The 15,994-nt window shown below is 73.4% G+C and carries 12 protein-coding genes; 6 read left to right on the top strand and 6 right to left on the bottom strand.

Going from position 1 to position 15,994, the window contains the following annotated elements; genetic code table 11:
* On the top strand, nt 1-1,266 hold the full coding sequence (locus tag ACGF3H_RS04350; RefSeq protein ID WP_362492169.1) for an NAD(P)-binding domain-containing protein: 1,266 nt from the start codon (nt 1-3) through the stop codon (nt 1,264-1,266).
* Between the two features lie 185 nt (nt 1,267-1,451).
* Here ACGF3H_RS04350 and ACGF3H_RS04355 read toward each other — a convergent pair whose 3' ends face one another.
* From ACGF3H_RS04355 to ACGF3H_RS04370, 4 genes are all read right to left on the bottom strand, one after another.
* Nucleotides 1,452-2,342, bottom strand: a complete 891-nt coding sequence (locus tag ACGF3H_RS04355; protein WP_362492008.1) for a chaplin — start codon at nt 2,340-2,342, stop codon at nt 1,452-1,454.
* A gap of 243 nt (nt 2,343-2,585) precedes the next feature.
* Nucleotides 2,586-3,470, bottom strand: a complete 885-nt coding sequence (locus ACGF3H_RS04360) for an ABC transporter permease (protein ID WP_362492007.1) — start codon at nt 3,468-3,470, stop codon at nt 2,586-2,588.
* A complete protein-coding gene (locus ACGF3H_RS04365; RefSeq protein WP_362492004.1) occupies nt 3,467-6,118 on the bottom strand; it encodes a CocE/NonD family hydrolase in 2,652 nt (883 codons plus the stop codon). Before ACGF3H_RS04365 ends, ACGF3H_RS04360 begins: the two co-directional genes overlap by 4 nt.
* Before the next feature lie 123 nt (nt 6,119-6,241).
* Nucleotides 6,242-7,678, bottom strand: a complete 1,437-nt coding sequence (locus tag ACGF3H_RS04370; protein WP_362492001.1) for an APC family permease — start codon at nt 7,676-7,678, stop codon at nt 6,242-6,244.
* Nucleotides 7,679-8,020: 342 nt separating this feature from the next.
* Between ACGF3H_RS04370 and ACGF3H_RS04375 the strand changes: the two genes are divergently transcribed.
* Nucleotides 8,021-8,878 (top strand): hypothetical protein, encoded by an 858-nt coding sequence (locus tag ACGF3H_RS04375; protein WP_362491999.1) that lies wholly within the window; start codon nt 8,021-8,023, stop codon nt 8,876-8,878.
* 69 nt (nt 8,879-8,947) lie between these two features.
* On the opposite strand, the gene mmsA is transcribed toward ACGF3H_RS04375, so the two are convergent.
* Nucleotides 8,948-10,450 (bottom strand): CoA-acylating methylmalonate-semialdehyde dehydrogenase, encoded by a 1,503-nt coding sequence (gene mmsA, locus ACGF3H_RS04380; RefSeq protein WP_362491996.1) that lies wholly within the window; start codon nt 10,448-10,450, stop codon nt 8,948-8,950.
* Nucleotides 10,451-11,089: 639 nt separating this feature from the next.
* Between mmsA and ACGF3H_RS04385 the strand changes: the two genes are divergently transcribed.
* Nucleotides 11,090-11,281, top strand: a complete 192-nt coding sequence (locus ACGF3H_RS04385; protein ID WP_077801771.1) for an AlpA family transcriptional regulator — start codon at nt 11,090-11,092, stop codon at nt 11,279-11,281.
* A 50-nt stretch (nt 11,282-11,331) separates the two neighbouring features.
* Nucleotides 11,332-11,916 (top strand): GNAT family protein, encoded by a 585-nt coding sequence (locus tag ACGF3H_RS04390; protein ID WP_362491993.1) that lies wholly within the window; start codon nt 11,332-11,334, stop codon nt 11,914-11,916.
* Here ACGF3H_RS04390 and ACGF3H_RS04395 read toward each other — a convergent pair.
* The gene (locus ACGF3H_RS04395) at nt 11,903-12,940 is read right to left on the bottom strand and encodes a zinc-dependent alcohol dehydrogenase family protein (protein ID WP_362491990.1); all 1,038 of its coding nucleotides are present in this window, start codon (nt 12,938-12,940) and stop codon (nt 11,903-11,905) included. The genes ACGF3H_RS04390 and ACGF3H_RS04395 overlap by 14 nt on opposite strands.
* 180 nt (nt 12,941-13,120) lie before the next feature.
* On the opposite strand from ACGF3H_RS04395, the gene ACGF3H_RS04400 reads away from it, so the two are divergent.
* Nucleotides 13,121-13,360, top strand: a complete 240-nt coding sequence (locus tag ACGF3H_RS04400) for a heavy-metal-associated domain-containing protein (RefSeq protein ID WP_362491987.1) — start codon at nt 13,121-13,123, stop codon at nt 13,358-13,360.
* A gap of 107 nt (nt 13,361-13,467) precedes the next feature.
* Complete coding sequence (locus tag ACGF3H_RS04405; protein WP_362491984.1) at nt 13,468-15,717, top strand: heavy metal translocating P-type ATPase; 2,250 nt, start codon at nt 13,468-13,470, stop codon at nt 15,715-15,717.
* The last annotated feature ends 277 nt before the right edge of the window (nt 15,718-15,994 follow it).

A 15,994-nucleotide genomic window follows, 5' to 3' on the forward strand; every position in this document is an offset into this window, starting at 1 on the left:
ATGTACGACCTTCTGGTGGTGGGCGCGGGTCCGTACGGTCTGTCGATCGCGTCCCACGCCGCGGCCGCCGGGCTGAACCTGCGCGTGCTCGGCCGGCCCATGGCGTCCTGGCGGGACCACATGCCCGGGGGCATGTACCTGAAGTCGGAGCCCTGGGCGTCCAACCTGTCCGACCCGCACGGACGCTGGCGCCTGGACGCGTACTGCGCCGAGAAGGGGCTGACGGCACGTCACGCGCAGCCCATCCCGGTGGAGGAGTTCGCGTCGTACGGCCTGTGGTTCGCCCGTCACGCCGTGCCGGAGGTGGACGAGCGCATGGTGGCGCGGGTGTCGTCCGGCCCCGGTGGCTTCACCGTGGTCACCGAGGACGGGGAGATGCTGCACGCGCGGACGGTGGCGATGGCGGTGGGCGTGATGCCGTTCATCGAGGTGCCGCCGGCGCTGCGCGGGCTGCACCCGTCGCTGGTGACGCACAGCAGCCAGCACAGCGACCTCGCGCCGTTCCGCGGCAAGGACGTGACGGTGATCGGCGGTGGTCAGGCGGCGCTGGAGACCGCGGCGCTGCTCGCCGAACAGGGCACCCGGGTGCGGGTGCTGGCACGGGCGGAGCAGGTGCGCTGGAACGACGTGCCGCCGCCCTGGGAGCGCCCCTGGACGCAGACGGTGCGGTCGCCGCACAGCGGGCTCGGTCCCGGCTGGCGGAACTGGTTCTACTCCGAGCGCCCGGGCGTCTTCAGGCGGCTGCCGGTGGCGACCCGGACCCGGATCGCGGCGACGGCCCTCGGGCCCGCGGGCGCGTGGTGGGTGCGGGACCGGGTGGAGCGCGCGGTGGAGCTGATGCCGGGCCACGAGGTCTCGGCGGCCCTCGCGGTGCCGGGCGGCGTGCGGCTGGACACGGTGACCCGCGACGGCGTCGTGCGCACCCTGGAGACCGAGCACGTCATCGCCGCCACGGGGTTCAAGCCGCGCTGCGACCGGATGGGCATGCTCGCCGCCGACCTGTGCGGCACGCTGGCGGTGCTGCCCGACGGTTCCCCGGCGACCGGCCGGGAGTTCGAGTCGTCGCACCCGGGCCTGTTCCTGGCGGGCCTGGTGACGGCCTCCGGTTTCGGTCCCGCCATGCGTTTCGTCCACGGTGCGACGTTCACGGCGAGGACCCTGGTGCAGGGGGTGCGGCGCCGGCTCAGGACGACCCCGGCCCGCGCGACGGTCCCCGTCCCCGGAGTGGCCGGCCGCAGCGCGTCGCCGTCGCCGGTGAGTCACTGACGGCGGGTACCGCCCGGCGGCGGACCGGGGGCGTTCGCCGCCGGGCGGGGTTCACGACGGCCCCGGCACGGCGGAACGCCCCCGGTCCGCCCGGCCACCTGATGGGGTGACCCGGGTCGGTCCGGGGGCGTTCGCCGGGGAGGACAGCGGGTGCCGGACGGTTCGCGTCCGGCACCCGGGAGCCGCTAGCGGCGGGCGGCGACGCGACCGCGGCGGTACAGCATCGCTCCGCCACCGAGCAGCGCGGCACCGGCGACCGAGGCCGTCAGCATGCCGGCGCTGCCGGTCTCGGCCAGGTGGGGCGTGTCGCCGGGCTCCTCGACGCCGACCGAGGGCGGCGCGTCGACGGTGCGCACGGGAGGAGCGGTGGGCGTGCTCGTCGGGGGCGTCTCGGGCGCCGGAGGCGTCACTTCCTCGGTGCCGTAGCCCGGCTCGGAGCCGTACGAGGCGTTCTCGCACGAGTTGCCGTACGTGTCGTTGAGGAGCGCCAGCACGTCGACGGTGTTGCCGCACACGTTCAGCGGCACGTGGAGGGGCGCCTGGATGTTGTTCCCGGACGCGATCCCGTAGGAGTCCTCGGTGTGTCCCACGGCCCGCGCGCCGTCACCGGAGCGGCTGTCGGAGGAGGTGGCCTTCGAGCCCCCGTGGGAGACGTTGCCGCACGTGTTGTCGTGCGCGTCGTTGAACGCCGCGAGCGCGTCGACGGTGTTGCCGCACACGTTCACCGGGACGTGGATCGGCGCCTGGACGTTGTTCCCGGACGCGATCCCGGACGCCTCCTCGGTGCTGCCCACCGCCCGGGCGCCGGCGGCGGAGCCGGACCGGCCCGCGTGCGAGACGTTGCCGCAGGCGTTGCCGTACGCGTCGTTGAACGCCGCGAGCACACCGACGGTGTTGCCGCACACGTTCACCGGCACGTCGATGGGCGCCTGAACGTTGTTCCCGGACAGCAGACCGGAAGCCTCGTCGGTGGCTCCCACCGCGATGCTGTCAGCGAGTGCCGGGGTGCCGGACAGGGACAGAATGCCCGTGGCGGCGGCCGCCGCGAACACTCCCCTGCTCAGGGTCTGTCGCAATGTGGTGATCTTCCTGCTTGAAGTACTGCGCGAATTCCTGCGGGAAAGGCCCGTGTACCGCGGATGGAGCAGGCGACGACCTCGGCGCCCATTGCCTTCTCGGCACTGCGCGTTCCTTTCTCGGCGTCGCATGCCTACTGCTTCATAAACCCGGCGCGTGAGAATCGGTTGCGCAGGTTCACCCGGTTGGACCGCGCAGTATTCAAAAATTTCCGGAAAGAAAACGGGGCGGCGCGCGGCCGCTCAGGACACCACGTCCTTACGGGCGAATCCCCTGAATGCCAGCGCGAACAGGACGAGCGCGTACGTCACGGAGACCGCGGTGCCCTGGATCATGCCGGACCACTCGGGGTGCGGCTGGACGGCGTCCGCCCAGGCGAACTGCCAGTGCGCGGGCAGGAAGTCACGCCAGTGGCCGAGGGCGGTCACGGCGTCCAGGACGTTGCCGACAATGGTCAGGCCCACCGCGCCGCCGACCGCGCCGAGCGGGGCGTCGGTGCGGGTGGACAGCCAGAACGCCAGCCCGGCGGTGACCAGTTGGGAGACGAAGATGTACGCCACGACCACCACGAGGCGCAGCGCGGCCGTCCCCGGGGCGAGCGAGCCGCCCGTCGGGATCGCCAGCGGACCCCAGCCGTAGGCGACCGTGCCCACGGCGAGCGCGACCAGCGGCAGCAGCACCATCGCGGCGAGGCTGAGCCCCAGTCCGACGGCGAGCTTGGACGCCAGCAGCCGGGCGCGCGGGACCGGCGCGGCGAGCAGGTAGCGCAGGGAGGACCAGCTCGCCTCGGAGGCCACGGTGTCCCCGCAGAACAGGGCGACCGGGACGACCAGCAGGAAGCCCGCCGAGACGAAGAGGCTGACCGCGGCGAAGTTGGCGCCGGAGGCGGTGGCCGTGTCCATCAGGGTGATGCGGTCCCCGGGGCCGTCCGGCTCGCCGCCGATCGCGAAGGCCACGGCCAGGACGAACGGCAGGGCGGCGAGGACGGCGCCCATGACCAGGGTGCGGCGCCGCTTCAGCTGGCGCAGCAGCTCCACCCGCAGGGGCAGGGTGCGGCCCGGCCGGTAGTCGTCCGCGGACCCGGCCGGCTCGGCGGGCCGCCGGGTCCGCTCGGTGAGCGCGCTCATGCGGAACCTCCGATCAGGGTGAGGAAGGCGTCCTCCAGGCGGCGGTGCGGGCCGACCGAGGCCACCGGCACCTCCAGCCGGACCAGTTCGGCCACGAGGCGGGGCGCCGTGCCGTCGGTGCCGAGGCGGACCAGGAGCCCGTCGTCGGTGTGCACCACGGAGGCCACTCCCGGGAGCGCGGCGATCTTCTCCACGACCGGTTCCTCCACGGGGAGGTCGGTGCCGACGAGGAGGGTGTCGCCGGAGCCGGTGATCTCGGCGACGGGGCCGGCCTGGACCAGGCGTCCGCGGTCCATCACCACCAGGTGGGTGCAGGACTGCTCGACCTCGGCGAGCAGGTGGCTGGAGACGATGACGGTGCGCCCGGCGGCCGCGTACCGGATCATCACCTCGCGCATCTCGCGGATCTGGGGCGGGTCGAGGCCGTTGGTCGGCTCGTCCAGGATGAGCAGGTCGGGCAGGCCCAGCATGGCCTGGGCGATGGCCAGGCGCTGGCGCATGCCCTGCGAGTAGGTGCGCACCGCGCGGGCCAGCGCGTCGCCGAGGCCGGCGATCTCCAGGGCCTCGTCCAGGTGGGCGTTCTCGGGCGGGCGGCCGGTGGCCCGCCAGTACAGCTCCAGGTTCTCCCGGCCGGACAGGTGCGGCAGGAAGCCGGCGCCCTCGACGAAGGCGCCGACCCGGGACAGCACGGGGGCGCCGGGCCGTACGGCCTGGCCGAAGAGGCGGATCTCGCCCTCGTCCGGCGTGATCAGGCCCATCAGCATGCGCAGGGTGGTCGTCTTGCCGGCGCCGTTGGGGCCGAGCAGGCCGAGGACCTGGCCCTGCTCGACGCGGAAGGACAGCTCCCGCACCGCGTACCGGTCGGCCGCACCGGCGTAGCGCTTGGTGAGGCCGGTGATCCGGAGCGGGACCTCGGCGAGCGCGGGGTCCGGGGCGGGCGTGGCGGTGCGGCGGCGGCCGGTCAGCAGCAGGGCCAGGGCGACGGCGAGACCGGCGAGCGGCAGCCACCACACCCAGGCGGGCAGCGGGGCCGCGGCCGTGGTGACGCCGGGCGCCGTCGGCACCTCCAGGCCGCCCGCGAGGGAGACGGTGTACGTCGCCGGGGCGGCCGGGGAGGCGTAGCCGAGGTCGGTGGAGGCGAGGACGAGGCGCAGCCGGTGGCCCTTCTCCACCTCGTGGTCGATCGCCGGGAGGGTGAGGGTGACGTCCTTGCCCGCCTTCGCGCCCTCGACGCGGACGGGCGTGACGAGCTGGGCGGGGAGCACCGGGGCGGTGCCGCCGGGGCCGACGTCGTAGACCTTGGCGAAGAGGACGGCGTCGTCGGAGGTGGAGCGGACGTGGACGGTCGCCGTCGGGGAGCCGGTGATGCGCAGGTCCTCGGTCAGCGGGGCCGACTGGAAGGCGGCGTACTGGCCGGGGAAGTCCAGGGAGACGCCCAGGCCGAGGGAGGACAGCCGGCCGAGCCCGGCCGCGCCGCCGATGCCGGGCAGCGCGGAGACGGCCGGCGGGTTGGCGCCGGGCGGGTTGGCGAAGTGCTGCTCGCGTCCGCTCAGGGGCACGGAGGCGGGACCGCCGGCCAGGCCGGGGTACCGGTCCGCGCTCGCGCCCCGCAACTGGGCCTGTCCGTCGGTGGAGTCGACGCCGCCGGTGCGGGTGACCCGGAAGGCGGGGCCGGTGGCGGTGCCCGCGTCGTCCTTCAGGTAGCGGTCGAACCAGGCGTGCACGCGCGCCTGGACGCGGTCGGTCTCCAGGTCGCCGCCGTCGTGCCCGCCCGCGATCCAGTCGACGTCGACGGGCGCGCCGTTCGCGCGGATCGCCCGGGCCGCGGCGTCGGCCTGGTCGAGGGGGAACAGGGAGTCGGTCTGGCCCTGGGTCAGCAGGGTGGGGACGTCGATGCGGTCGCCCACGGCCTGCGGGCTGCGTCCGCTCAGCAGCTTCACGGCCTCCGGGTCCGGCACCCCGGACTCGGCGACCCGCTGGTACATCCGGCACAGCGCGTCCTCGAAACGCTCGCAGCCGCCGCCGGTGTTGACGAAGACGCCCGCCCACAGCTTCTTGAAGACGCCGTCGGGGAACAGCGCGTCCGCGAGGTTCCAGTAGGTGATGGAGGGGGCGACGGCGTCCACGCGGTCGTCGTGGCCGGCGGCGAGCAGCGCGACCGCACCGCCGTAGGAGGCGCCGGCCAGGCCCACCCGCGGGTCGCCGGCCCTGTCGAGCCGCACCTGCGGCTGCCGGGCCAGCCAGTCGATGAGCCGGGAGACGTCGGCGACCTCGCCGTCCGGGTCGTTGAGGCCGATCTTCCCCGTGGACCTGCCGAAGCCGCGTGCCGACCAGGTCAGCACCGCGTACCCGTCCCGGGCGAGGCTCTCCGCCTGCTGCCGCAGGTCGGCCTTGCTGCCGCCGAAGCCGTGCGCGAGCAGGACGGCGGGGCGGCGGCCGCCGGAACCGGCCGTGAAGTAGGAGGTGTCGAGCCGCACCCCGTCGCCCACGGACATCATCGTGTCGGTGCGTCGTACCGGGGGCGGGTCGTCGGAGGCGACCGCCGTCCACGTCCCCGCGCCGGCGAGCACGACGACGGCGGCCGCGGCGGAGAGCGTCCGCCGCGGCCGCCGCAGCAGCCCCCGCATGCGGGGCAGTCGAAGATCCATGCGTCCCACGGTACGGTCCGGCACCGGCATGGGCGGCCCTCCGGGGAGTGAACCGCCGCCCCTCCCACGGGCGTACGGGTCCCCGCCGCCTACCGCGGACGCGGTACGCGCACGCGGCCCGGCTCACGCCCCGGCGGGCTCCCGGACCTCGTCGCGGGCGTCCTCCGGGAGGGTCACCAGCCAGCGGGTGTCGCGGCGCGGGCGCAGGTACAGGGCCCAGTACAGGGTGGCGACGGCGGTGATGCCGCCGGTCCACAGCAGGTAACTCGTCTCCTGCTGGGTCAGGATGTAGGCGAGGACCACGATCAGCAGGACGGGCACGGCGGGCCACAGGGGCATGCGCCACGCCTGCGTGTGCCGGTGGTCGCCGCGCCGGCACAGCAGGGCGGCGATCGCGACCAGCAGGTACATGCCGGTCACCGAGACGCCGGTGACGCCGTACAGGGTGTCGAGGTTGACGAAGCAGAGCAGCGCGCCGGGCACGCCGACCGCGAGGGTGGAGACCCAGGGGGAGCCGAACCGGCCGAGCTTGGCGAAGAGGCTGTTCACCGGCTGGGGCCACGCCTTGTCGCGGGCGGAGGCGAACAGCACGCGCGAGTTCTGGATGACCATCACGATGCCGGCGTTGATGATGGCGAGGGCCACGCAGAGGCTGACGAAGGTGCCGACGGCCGAGTCGGACCAGGCGGTGACCATGGAGCCGATGTCGCCGCCGGTCAGTTCGGCGAGGTCCGAGGCGCCCAGGGTGATGGCGACGACCGGCACCAGGATGATCACGGTGGAGATGGCGAGGGTGGCGAGCACCGTGCGGGCGACGTTGCGGCGCGGGTTCTCCAGCTCCTCGGAGAGGTAGACGGCGGTGGAGAAGCCCTGGGTGATGAACAGGGCGATGGCGAGCCCGGAGACGACCAGCATGGCGGTCACGGCGTCCGCGTGGCCGTCGGCGCCGGCCACCTCCATCGAGGCGAGGCTGCCGAGGCCGCGCTCGCCGTGGGTGAAGCCCAGCACCGCGACGACGGCCGCGGCGATGACCTCCAGGACCAGGAAGACGCCGGTGATCCAGGCGTTGGCCCGCAGGTCGAGCAGACCGGCCAGGGTGGCGAGCACCATGACGCCCGCGCCCGCGGCCGACGGGTCGAGGTGCACGATCGGTTCGAGGTAGTCGGCGGTGCCCATCGCGATCACCGGCGGGACGATCATGACGACCAGCAGGGACAGCACGAAGACCAGCCAGCCCGCCAGCCGTCCGGCCATGGTCGACACCATGGCGTACTCGCCGCCGGCGCTGGGGATCATGGTGCCCAGCTCCGAGTAGCAGAACGCCACGGCGATGCAGAGGAGGGAGCCGATGGCGATCGTCAGGGCGGTGGCGGTGCCGAGCGAGCCGAACAGGTCGGGCACGACCACGAACAGCGTGGAGGCGGGGGTCACGCACGAGAGCGTCAGGAGAGTGCCGCCGACGACCCCGATGGAACGCTTGAGCGTCCGGGACTCCGGGTGGTCCGGCCGGTCCGGGGGCGCTGCGGTGGCGGTCTGGGCGGGGCGGAGCGTGTCGGTCATGGAGCGGTTCCGATCGACTCGTGCTGTGCGGTTCGGGCGGGAGCGCTATCGCCTCCGGCGGCTTGGTCGTACGTGGTTCTCGTCCGCTCCCGGCGCACGATAGAACCCCGACGGAAACAGCACGTCAATGGCTGTTTGCCTACGGAATTCGTTGACCGATGTCGATGGAACGACGGGAAAGCGCATCACAGGCCGTCTGCTGGGGCCCGTTGAGGCGTACGGGAACCGCAGCCGGACCGGTGAAAAAACGTGCGGCCTTCCGGTATCCGGACGCTGTCGGAGGTGCCCGGTAGAGTCCCCGGCACAGGTGAATCACAGGATCACGGCAACGGGTGGGGACTTATGAAGCTGAGGTACACGGCGGTCTGGGTGGGGCTGACGGCGGCGACGATCGTGGCGACGTCCGCGTGCGGTGCGGAGGGCGCGAAGAACGCCGCCGAGACCGCGGACAAGGCGGCGACGAAGGCCGTGGACCAGGCGGACGCCGTCATGGCGGCCCTCACCCGGGCCACCGACCGCACCGAGGAGCTGGGCTCGGCGGAGGTCAGGACGACGACCGACCTGGGCACGGGCGAGCCCATCGCGATGGACGGCACGTACTCCTGGGGCGACGGTTACGCGCTCGACGTCGAGATGGACGCCGAGGCCGCCCAGATGCAGGAGCTCACGGACTCCCCGACGGTGCGCACGCTGTTCGTGGACGGCGCGTACTACTACGACATCGACCCGCAGCCCGCCGGCCCGCTCGCGGGCAAGGAGTGGATGAAGATCGACGGGTCGGCCGTGTTCGGCGAGTCGGGCGCCGCCGCCTTCAGCGGGGGCGGCGGGGGCGGCAGCCCGGCGGACTCGATGAAGGGTCTCAAGTACGCGAGCGACGTCGACGACCTCGGCAAGGAGAACGTCAACGGCAAGCCCACGACGCACTACCGGGCCGTGCTCGACCAGGACGACCTGGGCAAGTTCGAGGAGGCCCTCGGCGGCGAGGACAGCCTGCTCGGCTCCGGTGCGGGCAGCGGCTCCGTCACCATGGACATCTGGGTGGGCGACAAGGACCTGCCGGTGCGCCTGAAGCAGGAGTTCGGCGCCATGACGGTGACCATGGACTTCGACAAGTTCGGCGCCACCAAGGACATCGTGGCCCCGCCCGCCGACCAGACCGGCGACCTGACCGACGAGGTGAAGGCGCAGCAGCAGGGCTGACCCGGGCACGGCGGTGCCCCGTCCCGCACGGGTGGGACGGGGCACCGCGTGTTTCTCCGGGGCTTCGCCTCAGTGGTTGCGGGGGAAGCCCAGGTCCACGCCCGCCGGGGCGTCGGCCGGGTCCGGCCAGCGGGTGGTGACGACCTTGCCGCGGGTGTAGAAGTGCGTGCCGTCGTTGCCGTAGATGTGGTGGTCGCCGAAGAGGGAGTCCTTCCAGCCGCCGAAGGAGTGGTAGCCCACGGGGACCGGGATCGGGACGTTCACGCCGACCATGCCGGCCTCGACCTCCAGCTGGAAGCGGCGGGCCGCGCCGCCGTCCCGGGTGAAGATCGCGGTGCCGTTGCCGAACGGCGAGGCGTTGATGAGGGCCAGGCCCTCCTCGTAGGTGTCGGCGCGCAGCACGCACAGCACCGGGCCGAAGATCTCGTCCTGGTACGCCTTGGCCGTGGTCGGCACCCGGTCCAGCAGGGAGATGCCGATCCAGTGGCCGTCCTCGTGGCCGTCGACGGTGTAGCCGGTGCCGTCGAGGACGACCTCGCAGCCCTCGGCCGCCGCGCCCGCGACGTAGGACGCCACCTTGTCGCGGTGCGCCTTGGTGATCAGCGGGCCCATCTCGGACGCCGGGTCGTTGCCCGGACCGATCTTGATCTTCTCGGCGCGCTCGCGGATCTTCTCCACCAGCTCGTCGCCGACGGCGCCGACCGCGACGACCGCGGAGATCGCCATGCAGCGCTCGCCCGCCGAGCCGTAGGCCGCGCTCACCGCGGCGTCGGCCGCCGCGTCGAGGTCCGCGTCCGGCAGCACCAGCATGTGGTTCTTGGCGCCGCCCAGCGCCTGGACGCGCTTGCCGTTGGCGGAGGCGGTGGTGTGGATGTAGCGGGCGATCGGCGTGGAGCCGACGAAGGAGACGGCCTTGACGTCCGGGTGCTCCAGCAGGCGGTCCACGGCCACCTTGTCGCCGTGCACGACGTTGAAGACGCCGTCCGGCAGGCCGGCCTCGGAGAGCAGCTCGGCGATCTTCACGGCGGCCGACGGGTCCTTCTCGCTCGGCTTGAGCACGAAGGTGTTGCCGCAGGCGATGGCGATGGGGAACATCCACATCGGCACCATGGCGGGGAAGTTGAACGGCGTGATGCCCGCGACGACGCCGAGCGGCTGCCGGATGGAGGACACGTCGACACGGGTGGCGACCTGCGTCGACAGCTCGCCCTTGAGCTGCACGGTGATGCCGCACGCCAGGTCGACGATCTCCAGGCCGCGCGCGACCTCGCCGAGCGCGTCGGAGTGCACCTTGCCGTGCTCGGCGGTGATCAGGTCGGCGATCTCGTCGCGGTGGGCGTCCAGCAGCGCCCGGAACCTGAAGAGGATCGAGGTCCGCTGCGCCAGCGAGGACTGCCCCCAGGTCAGGTACGCCTCCTGGGCGGCGGCGACGGCGGCGTCCACCTCGTCCACCGAGGCGAAGGCCACCTTGGTGGTGACCTCACCGGTCGCCGGGTCGGTCACCGGCCCGTACGTGCCCGAGGCGCCTTCGGCGGTCTTGCCGCCGATCCAGTGGTTGACGATGTTCGTCATGACCGAGAACTCCTTCACATCGGCGGCGACGGGTCGTAGCGTGCCGTTCGTCCAGCTCACGGGCCGCGCCGGCGACGGTCGGGTCGCGGTCACGGCCATGGGTCCATCTCAGCAGCCGGGCGCCCGGACGCGCGCCCGACACTGTGTATGCGGTTTGGGTGTCCGAGTGGACACGTGGGGCAGTACGGCGGAACCTCCGGCGCGGGGCCGGGGCGGGCGGGGAGTCGTCGCGCGCCCTTCGCTCCTGCCAGGGCGAAGCGGCCTTCCCGCGCCGGAGGCGTCTCCCCCCGGTTTCTAGCCCCGCGCACCGAGCCTGTCAATGTTTTGTCCGGACATTCGGACGACATACTCCGGGTGGCGGGTCGCCCGCTCGTTCCCGGGGCCCCCGCGCGCCTGGGTCAACCCTCCGCGCACGAACCCCGGGGAACGCCTTTGCGGCACTCGTGTCACAAACACCTCCTCCGTGTCACGGGTGTCACGAGCACGCGGGCCTTCGGTCACACCCGGGAACGGGGCCTGACCACCCGCCCCCGGGCGTCGTTCACCCGGCACAGGCTTGGTGATCGCCAGCGCAGCACCCGGCTCCCCCCGGCAGCCGTCCCCGGCCGCCGCCGCGGTGCGCGCGGGGAGGTGCGTGACGTGACCGACCGAAGGCTCTGGTCCTACAAGGACATCGCGGCCCACATCCGGGTCCAGCCGGACACCGTGCGGTCGTACCGCAAGCACGGTCTGCTGCCCCCGCCCGACCACGTGGAGGGCGGGAAGCCCTACTGGTACGCGGACACGGTCCGGGCCTGGGTGGCGTCCCGGCCGCGCAACCGGGGGCGGTAGGGCGGAAAACCGTTCTGTGCCCCACGGCCTCGTGGGGCACAGTGCCGCCCATGGACTTCTCCGTGAAACCGGTCCTGACCGGTGACAGAACCGTACTGCGGCCGTTCACCGAGGCCGACGCCGAGCACATGTGGGAGATCGTCAACGACCCCGAGGTCGTCCGCTTCACGTTCCCGCCGGACAGCGCCCTCACCCCGGAGCGGCTCCGCGACTGGTACGGCTCGCGCGGCGCGCGGCCCGACCGCCTCGACCTCGCCGTCACCGACCCCGCCGACGGCGAACTCCTCGGCGAGGTCGTGCTGTACGAGTGGGACCCGGTGAACCGTTCCTGCACCTTCCGCACGCTGATCGGGCCGCGGGGGCGCGGCCGGGGCGTCGGCACCGAGGCGACCCGGCTGATCGTGGGGCACGGCTTCGAGCAGGCCGGGTTGCACCGGGTCCAGCTCGAGGTCTACGGCAACAACCACCGGGCGCTGCGCGTCTACGAGAAGGCCGGCTTCGTGGTGGAGGGCGTGCGCCGGGAGGCGGCGTGGCGTGACGGGGAGTGGGTGGACGAGGTGGTCATGGCCGTCCTGGACCGGGAGTGGGCCGTCCACGGCGGGCGCCCCGAGGAGGCGGACGTCACGGCTCGATGACCGTCACTCCCGCGCCGGGTGCCGTCCCCATCGCCGCCAGGGCGGCCGGTACGGCGTCCAGCCCGATGGTGGAGGTCACCAGCCGGTCGGGGCGGAGCACGCCGGTGCGGACCAGCTCCAGCATCGGCGGGTAGGTGTGCGCGGCCATGCCGTGGCTGCCGAGCAGTTCGAGTTCGAGGGCGACGGCGCGGGCCATCGGGACCGGGGTGGTGCCGGTCGGCGAGGGCAGCAGGCCGACCTGGACGTGGCGGCCGCGGCGGCGCAGGCCGTTCACGGACGCGGCGCAGGTGACGGGCGAGCCGAGGGCGTCGAGGGAGAGGTGGGCGCCGCCGCCGGTCAGGTCGCGGACGGCCGCCGCCGTGTCCTCGTGCCGGCCGGCGTCCACGCACGCGGCCGCGCCGAACGCCCGCGCCAGCTCCAGCGCCCGGGGCGACACGTCGACGGCGACGACGCGTGCGCCGGAGGCGGCGGCGATCATCACCGCCGACAGGCCCACCCCGCCGCAGCCGTGCACCGCGACCCACTCCCCCGCCGCGACCCGGCCCTGCTGGACCACGGCCCGGAACGCGGTGGCGAACCGGCAACCGAGGGAGGCGGCGGTCGCGTACGACATGTCCTCGGGGACGGCGACGAGGTTGACGTCGGCGTGGTCGAGCGCCACGTACCGCGCGAAGGAGCCCCAGTGGGTGAAGCCCGGCTGGGTCTGCGCTTCGCACACCTGCTGGTCGCCGGCCGCGCACGCGGCGCAGCTTCCGCAGGCGCAGACGAAGGGCACGGTGACCCGGTCGCCGGGCCGCCACCCGGTCACCCGGTCGCCGGCCGCCTCGACGACACCGGCGAGTTCGTGACCCGGCACGTGCGGCAGCGTGATGTCCGGGTCGTGGCCCTGCCAGCCGTGCCAGTCGCTGCGGCACAGTCCGGTCGCCTCGACGCGGACCACCACGCCGTGCGGTGCGGGCGCCGGATCGGGCACCTCACGCACCTCGGCGGGCTCCCCGAACCTCTCGAACACCACCGCGCGCATCCGCTGTCCTCACTTCCGTGTACGGCAATCCCTCCACCGTGCGGGAGGCTGAGCGGCATTCATACCCCCTAGGGGTACAGTGGGAGGTGCGTGGTCCGGCGCTGGACCACGGTACCCGCGGGTACCCGCGACATCACGGGTACCCGACCCCCGCACGCACGGCCCGACGAGGAGTACGACATGACCGCCCAGACCGACACCCAGGGTTCCGTCACCACCGTCTACAAGGTGAGCGGCATGAGCTGCGGACACTGCGAGGGCGCCGTCTCCGGCGAGATCTCCGAGATCCCCGGCGTCGCCTCGGTGCAGGCCGTCGCCGCGACCGGTGAGGTCACCGTCGTCTCCGAGGCCCCGCTCGACGACGAGGCGGTGCGCGCCGCCGTGGACGAGGCCGGCTTCGAACTCGCCGGCAAGGCCTGAGCCCACCTCCCCTCGCCCAGCAGCATCCACCGCCCCGCCGACCGGGCCGTCCCCACCGGCTCACGGGCCGGCCGCGCCCGGCCCGGTCGGCCTCCTGGAGCCCGGACATGACCACCACCGCGGACACCCCCACGGCCACCGAGCCGGACCTCGCCGAGGTCGAGCTGCTCATCGGCGGGATGACCTGCGCCTCCTGCGCGGCCCGCGTCGAGAAGAAGCTCAACCGCATGGACGGCGTGAGCGCCACGGTGAACTACGCGACGGAGAAGGCCCGCATCACCTACCCGGTGACCATCCCCGTGGCCGACCTCGTCGCCACCGTCGTCAGGACCGGCTACACCGCCGAGGAACCCGCGCCGCCCCCGGAGCCGGCCGACGGGACGCAAGCGCGGCAGGAGGACGACGACCCCGAGCTGTCGGCGCTGCGCCGCCGCCTCGTCGTGTCGGCCGTCCTCGCCGCCCCCGTCGTCCTGCTCGCCATGGTCCCGGCGCTCCAGTTCGACAACTGGCAGTGGCTCTCGCTCACCCTGGCCGCACCCGTCGTCGTCTGGGGCGGGCTCCCCTTCCACCGCGCCACCTGGACCAACGTCCGGCACGGCGCGGCCACCATGGACACGCTGGTCTCGCTCGGCACGCTGGCCGCGTTCGGCTGGTCGCTGTGGGCGCTGTTCCTCGGGGACGCGGGCATGCCGGGCATGCGGCACGGCTTCGACCTCACGGTCTCCCGCGCCGACGGCGCCTCCGCCATCTACCTGGAGGCCGCCGCCGGGGTCACCGCCTTCCTGCTCCTCGGCCGCTGGCTGGAGGCCCGCTCCAAGCGCCGGGCCGGCGCCGCGCTGCGGGCCCTGATGGAGCTGGGCGCCAAGGACGTGGCGGTGCTGCGCGAGGGCCGGGAAGTGCGCGTGCCCGTGTCCCGGCTGGCCGTCGGCGACCGGTTCGTCGTCCGGCCCGGCGAGAAGATCGCCACCGACGGCACCGTGACCGAGGGCACGAGCGCCGTGGACGCCTCCCTGCTGACCGGCGAGTCGGTGCCGGTGGACGTGGCCGTCGGCGACACCGTCACCGGCGCCACGGTCAACGCCGGGGGCCGGCTGGTGGTGGAGGCGACGCGGGTCGGGGCGGACACGCAGCTCGCGCGGATGGCGAAGCTGGTGGAGGACGCGCAGAGCGGCAAGGCCGAGGTGCAGCGGCTCGCCGACCGGATCTCCGGCGTCTTCGTGCCCGTCGTCCTGCTGATCGCGGCCGCCACCTTCGGGGGATGGCTGGGTGCCACCGGTGACACGGTCGCCGCGTTCACCGCCGCCGTCGCCGTCCTGATCATCGCCTGCCCGTGCGCGCTCGGCCTCGCCACGCCGACCGCGCTGCTGGTCGGCACCGGGCGCGGTGCGCAGCTCGGGATCCTGATCAAGGGCCCGGAGGTGCTGGAGTCCACGCGCCGCGTCGACACGGTGGTCCTGGACAAGACCGGCACCGTCACCACCGGCCGCATGACCCTGCACGAGGTGTACGCCGCCGAGGGCACCGACGAGAAGCAGCTGCTGCGGCTGGCGGGCGCCGTCGAGCACGCCTCCGAGCACCCCGTGGCCCGCGCGGTCGCGGCCGGCGCCGAGGAGCGGGCCGGTGCGCTGCCGGAGGTGGCGGACTTCGAGAACGTCCCGGGGCGCGGCGTGCGCGGGCGCGTGGAGGGCCGTGAGGTGGCCGTGGGGCGCCTCTACGACGACCTCCCGGACGAGGTGGCCCGCGCCAGGGACGAGGCCGAGAGAGGCGGACGTACGGCCGTCGTGGTCGGCTGGGACGGGGTGGCACGGGGTGTCGTCGCCGTCGCGGACGCCGTGAAGGAGACGAGTGCCGAGGCGGTCGCCGAGCTGCGTCGGCTGGGCCTCGCGCCCGTGCTGCTGACCGGCGACAACCGGCGGGTCGCCGAGTCGGTCGCCCGGTCCGTCGGGATCGACGAGGTGATCGCGGAGGTGCTGCCCGAGGACAAGGTCGCGGCGGTCCGGCGGCTGCAGGCGGAGGGCCGCACGGTCGCCATGGTCGGGGACGGCGTCAACGACGCGGCCGCGCTCGCCACGGCCGATCTGGGGCTGGCGATGGGCACGGGGACGGACGCGGCGATCGAGGCGGGCGACCTGACGCTGGTGCGCGGGGACCTGCGGGTGGCGGCGGACGCGATCCGGCTGTCCCGGCGGACCCTCGCGACGATCAAGGGCAATCTCGTGTGGGCCTTCGGCTACAACGTGGCCGCGCTGCCGCTGGCCGCCGCGGGGCTGCTGAACCCGATGATCGCGGGCGCGGCGATGGCGTTCTCCTCGGTGTTCGTCGTCACCAACAGTCTCCGGCTGCGCACGTTTCGCTGACGACGGGTCCGGACTGTGGCGAAGTGCCTCTGGAGTCCGGCACGTACCTCACATAAGCTCTTCACAAGGCTCGCGCATATTCCTTACGCTGGTCTCGTTCGGCGTATCGAGGCTCTTGCGTAGTTAACGGACATATGCAAGAGACGCAGATCACAGTGACGCGAACGTAACCATCGAAGGGGTTCGAGGGTCTAAGTTGGCGATGTCAGGCAGCGTCTTGGGGGGCGCCACCTGGCATCTGGGGATGTCTTGGGGGACTTTCCCAGAGATGCGTTGC

It is taken from the genome of Streptomyces sp. NPDC048185 (assembly GCF_043202495.1).
GTDB lineage: Bacteria > Actinomycetota > Actinomycetes > Streptomycetales > Streptomycetaceae > Streptomyces.